Origin of the sequence: Saccharopolyspora sp., assembly GCF_017434145.1 — a bacterium.
In the GTDB taxonomy this organism is placed as follows: Bacteria; Actinomycetota; Actinomycetes; order Mycobacteriales; family Pseudonocardiaceae; genus Saccharopolyspora_C; species Saccharopolyspora_C galaxeae.
This window is the reverse complement of sequence record NZ_JAFRFW010000957.1, coordinates 1-4,600: the sequence shown is the minus strand read 5'-3', so window position 1 is coordinate 4,600 and position 4,600 is coordinate 1. Positions and strand designations below refer to the sequence as shown.

Annotated in this window: 4 protein-coding genes; 2 read left to right on the top strand and 2 right to left on the bottom strand. The window is 71.1% G+C overall.

Annotation, left to right across the window (positions count from 1 at the left end; all coding sequences use genetic code 11):
* Both IJH84_RS25840 and IJH84_RS25835 read left to right on the top strand, forming a co-directional pair.
* Positions 1 to 625: nitronate monooxygenase (locus tag IJH84_RS25840; protein WP_295149987.1), on the top strand; the 625-nt coding region annotated here is incomplete at its 5' end.
* A gap of 330 nt (positions 626 to 955) precedes the next feature.
* The gene (locus tag IJH84_RS25835; protein WP_295149985.1) at positions 956 to 2,158 is read left to right on the top strand and encodes a methyltransferase domain-containing protein; all 1,203 of its coding nucleotides are present in this window, start codon (positions 956 to 958) and stop codon (positions 2,156 to 2,158) included.
* A 39-nt stretch (positions 2,159 to 2,197) separates the two neighbouring features.
* Here IJH84_RS25835 and IJH84_RS25830 read toward each other — a convergent pair whose 3' ends face one another.
* Positions 2,198 to 3,817, bottom strand: coding sequence for a long-chain-fatty-acid--CoA ligase (locus tag IJH84_RS25830; RefSeq protein ID WP_295149983.1), 1,620 nt, complete (start codon positions 3,815 to 3,817; stop codon positions 2,198 to 2,200).
* Between the two features lie 79 nt (positions 3,818 to 3,896).
* The coding region (locus tag IJH84_RS25825) for an acyl-CoA dehydrogenase (protein WP_295149980.1) at positions 3,897 to 4,600 on the bottom strand (704 nt) is incomplete at its 5' end.

The following is a 4,600-nucleotide window of genomic DNA, read 5'->3' as shown; positions in this document are numbered from 1 at the left end:
GCTGGTCGCGGCCCTCGCGGGCAAGGCCGAGCACGCCCGCCGCCACGTGGACAAGGGCGTGGACGTCGTGGTGGCGCAGGGCCACGAAGCCGGTGGGCACACCGGGGAAATCGCCACGATGGTGCTCGTGCCGGAGATCGTCGACGCGGTGGGCGAGGAGGTACCCGTGCTGGCCGCGGGCGGAATCGGCTCGGGGCGTCAGGTCGCGGCTGCGCTCGCGCTGGGTGCCAGCGGCGCGTGGATGGGCTCGTGCTGGCTGGCCACCAAGGAGTACGGCATCGCCCTCGGTGGCGAGGCGATGCAGCGCGCGCTGGTCGGCGCGGACTCCAGCGACACGGTCCGCACCCGGATCTACACCGGAAAACCCGCGCGATTGCTGAAAACCCGCTGGACCGACGCTTGGGCGGAGCCGGACGCACCGGATCCGCTGCCGATGCCGCTGCAGAACATCCTGGTCAGCGAGGCCCACCAGCGGATCACCCGCTCCGGCGATCCGGAGGTGGTGTCCATGCCGGTCGGCCAGATCGTCGGCCGGATGAACGAGGTCCGCCCGGTCGCCGACGTGATGGAGAGCCTGCTGCACGAGGCGGGCGAAACCTTCGACCGGCTGGACAAGATCCGCTGAAGCGCGGGAGCGGGGATGCCATTGCGCATGGCATTCCCGCGTTTCCGTTGCGCAGGCCGAGGGTCCGGAAGGGACTCGCCGTCCTCCGTGATTTCGTAGATCTCGCCTTGCGCTTCTGGCAATTATTCAGTTGCCGGAAGTCGTTTGCCGGGGCCGTTGGTCCGGGCGAGCGAGTAGGGTTCCGCGCTACCGGGCGCGTTTCCTAATCTTGGCGAGGTCGAAGGAGGTCACGGCAGTGGGCGAAGAAAAGAACGACCACTCGGTCGAGGACGACAAGCAGACCGGCAAGACCAGCGGAGACGTGGACCCGAAAAAATACGAGGACGACGCGTGACCCTCGCCGCCGATGATGACGGCGTGCGTACGCTGATCGACGAATTGGAATCGGCCGGGGGCCTCCCGGCCGATTTCCGTTCGGTGCTGACCGCGGTCCCGCGCGAGTGGTTCATCCCCGATCGCATGTGGGTGCGAGAGGCCGAGGACGGGCCGTACCTGGCGCTGGATCGGGCCGCGGAACCGGACCGCTGGCTCGCGGCGGTCTACTCCAACCGCGTCATCGTGACCCAGTTCGACGGTGGGGCGACCGCCTGGCCGGGGGTCGGCGATCGGCCTACCTGCTCGGCGTCCATGCCGTCGGTGGTGCTCGGCATGCTGGCCGAGTCGGACGTGCGTCCGGGGCACGTGGTTTTCGAGGTCGGCACAGGTACCGGGTGGAGTGCTGCGCTGCTCGCTCACATCGTCGGTGCGCGGGGGAGCGTCACCACGGTGGAGATCGACCCGGTGTTGGCGGCGGACGCGCGGAAGCGCCTGGAGACGGCGGGTTTCGCAGCGGTGGACGCCAGGTTGGCCGATGGGGTGGCCGACGTTCTGCCGGACCGGGTGGATCGCGTGATCTCGACCGCAGGTGTCCACGTAGGACAGTTGCCGTTCCCGTGGGTGGCGAACACCCGTCCGGGCGGGGTGATTCTCGCGCCGATGCGGACCGATCTCGCTTCCGGCCCGCTGGTGCGGTTCGTCGTCGGCGAGGACGGGACGGCGACCGGGCGCGCCACCGCCCTGCGAGTCGGTTTCATGGAGCTGCGTTCGCACCGGGTCGCGTCCGATCCTGTCGGGGCGGAACGCTTCGACGATCCGGCGGCGGACCTCGGCTTCACCGATCTCGCGCCGTGGGTGCCACTACTGGCCGATGATCACCGCTGGCCGATCGCGGTCGCGGTGCCGTCGTGCCGGGTGAACGTGTGGGACCGCACCGAGGATCGGCCCGGAGTGGCGTGGTTGCGCGATCCGCTGTCCGGATCGTGGGCCAGCATCGTCCCGGAGGGCAACGGTCGGTATGTGGTCCGCCAGTTCGGTCCGCGCCGGTTGTGGGACGCGGCCGAGGCGGCCTACCGCTGGTGGCAGCAACGCGGCGAACCGCCGCTGTCGGCGTGGCAGTGGACCATCGCCCCGGACCGGCAGAGCGTCGCGCTGCCGCCCGATTCCGCGCTGCCGTCCGATTCCGGGAGGTCCCCGCGAGCCGAACTTTCGGAGTGAACGGACCGTTTGACCAATCTAGTGGGACGAACAGGTCGTTCACTCAGAGGCGGTGAGCTCGGCGGCGCGCTCGGGGGTCAGCAGCTCGAACGACGGGTCCTGGCCCGGGCGCCACCACACCGGGTCGGTGCAGTTCCAGCGTTCCGCCGCCAGCGGGCGTTTGAGGACCTTGTGCGTGGCGGTGCGCGGCAGGTCGGCGGCGATGCGGACGAAGCGGGGGAGCTGCTTGGGGGCCAGGTCCGGCTGCGCGGCGAGGAAATCGCCGAGCTCGGCGGCGGTAAGCGGTGCGTCCGCGAGCACGATCGCGGCCATCACCTGGTCGCCGACCTCGGCGTCGGGCACGGCGTAGACCGCTGCCTGCGCGATGCCGGGGTGGCGCAGCAGGATCCGTTCGACCGGGGCGGTGCCCAGGTTCTCGCCGTCCACCCGCAGCCAGTCGCCGGAGCGGCCGACGAAGTAGCAGAACCCGTCCCTGTCCAGGTAGGCGAGGTCCCCGCTCCAGTACATGCCGCCGCGCATCCGCTGCGCGTTCTCCTCCGGCGCCTTGTAGTAGCCGGCGAACGAGCCCGCGCCCGCGGTGTTGACCAGTTCGCCGACCGCTTGATCCGGGTTCGTGACGCGGCCGTCGCGGTCGAATTCGGCGGCGGGGCAGCGCTGCTCGGTCGCCGGGTCGAGCACTGCCACTCCCGGCCCGGGACGGCCGAGCGCGCCGGTCGGTGTGTCGGGGGTGCGCTGCACGACCACGCCGCCTTCGGTGGAGCCGAAACCGTCCACGACCTGGCAGCCGAAGCGCTCGGCGAACCGGTCCAGGTCGTTTTCGGCGCCCTCGTTGCCGTAAACGATCCGCAGCGGGTTGTCGGCGTCGTCGTCCCGCGCCGGGGTCGCGAGGATGTACGAGAGGGGTTTGCCGACGTAGTTCGCGTAGGTTGAGCCGAATCGCCGCACGTCGGCCAGGAACCCGGACGCGGAGAAGCGCCGGCGCAGCCCGAGCGCGGCACCGGCGGCCAATCCGACCGCCCACCCCGCGAACAGCGCGTTCGAGTGGAACATCGGCATCGACAGGTAAACCCCGTCGCTGGGCGCGAGACCGAACCGGTTGGCCAGCATCCGCCCGGGAAAGGCGATCTTCTCGTGGGTGCAGCGGACGGCTTTCGGCTCACCCCCGGTGCCGGAGGTGAACAGCAGCGCGAGCAGGTCGTCCGGTTCGGCCGCCACCGGGTCCAGCGGCGAGCCGCGATGCTCGGCGAGCAGGCCCGCCCATTCGGCATCGTCGATGACCAGCACCCGCGCGGAATCCAAGTCCACTCCCGCGAGCAGCGCCGCGTGCTTGCTCTCGGTCACGACCAGTTCGCAGTCGGCCAACCGCACGTCGCGGCCCAGCGACTCGCCGCGCCGCCCGGTGTTGAGTCCGACCAGGACAGAGCCGGACAGCGCGGCCGCGCCCAGCAGGAACGAGAACTCGGGAACGTTGTCCAGCAGCACGCCGACGTGGAACGGGCGATCGCCGCGGTGCAGCGCCTGCAGCAGGGCGGCGCGGTCGGCGCAGCACTGCACGTGCTCGGACCACGACCATTCCTGCTGCTCGAACTTGAGTCCCGGGCGCTCGTCGGCGGCGCGCGCGACGAGCAGTTCGGTGACCGTCGGAACGTGCTCGGACATGCGACTCCCTCGTCAGATGCCGGGCGGCCGAATGCACTCGCGGACGCCCGCCGGGTGACTGCGCGAACGATGTCGCCGGTCAGTCCAGGTCGGGTCCGTCCGCACCGGCCAGCGCGGCGCCGATCCGGCGCAGGTTGGCGGAGGCGGCACCGAGGGCGAACTCGCGGCGCTTGGCGGCGACGAAATACCGGTGCAGGTGGTGTTCGAGGTCGATGCCCACGCCCCCGTGCACGTGCACGGCGGTGTGCGCCACGCGGTGACCTGCCTCGGCGGCCCAGAACTTCGCGGTCGCCACCTCGCTGTGGCAGGGCAGGCCCTCGGTCGCGCGCCAAGCGGCCTGCCAGGTGGTCAACCGGACCGCTTCGACGTCGACGAAGGCGTCCGCGAGGCGCTGCGAAACGGCCTGGAAACTCCCGATCGGACGCTCGAACTGGGTCCGTTCCCGGGCGTACTCGGCGGTCAGCTCCAGCGCGCGTTCCAGCACGCCGAGCTGTTCGGCGCACAGGCCGCGCGTGCTGCGGGCGGCGAGCCAACTCGCGGCGTCCTCGCCGCCCAGCACCCGATCATCGCCCAGCCGGACCTCGGTGAGGTCGAGCAGCGCTTCGCTGTCGGAGTCGACCACTTCCTGCCGCCGCACGGACACGCCCTCGTCGGACGCCCCGACCACGAACACCAGCGGACCGCGCTCGGTGGCCGCGGGCACCAGGAAGAAGTCGGCGGCGCAACCGGCGGGCACGGCGACCTTCCGGCCGCTGAGGAACCACTCGCCGCCGGAGCGATCCG

What these genes read in the sequence shown, in the direction of transcription:
- IJH84_RS25830 (WP_295149983.1), bottom strand. Translation starts at nt 3,817, where the DNA reads ATGTCCGAGCACGTTCCGACGGTCACCGAACTGCTCGTCGCGCGCGCC.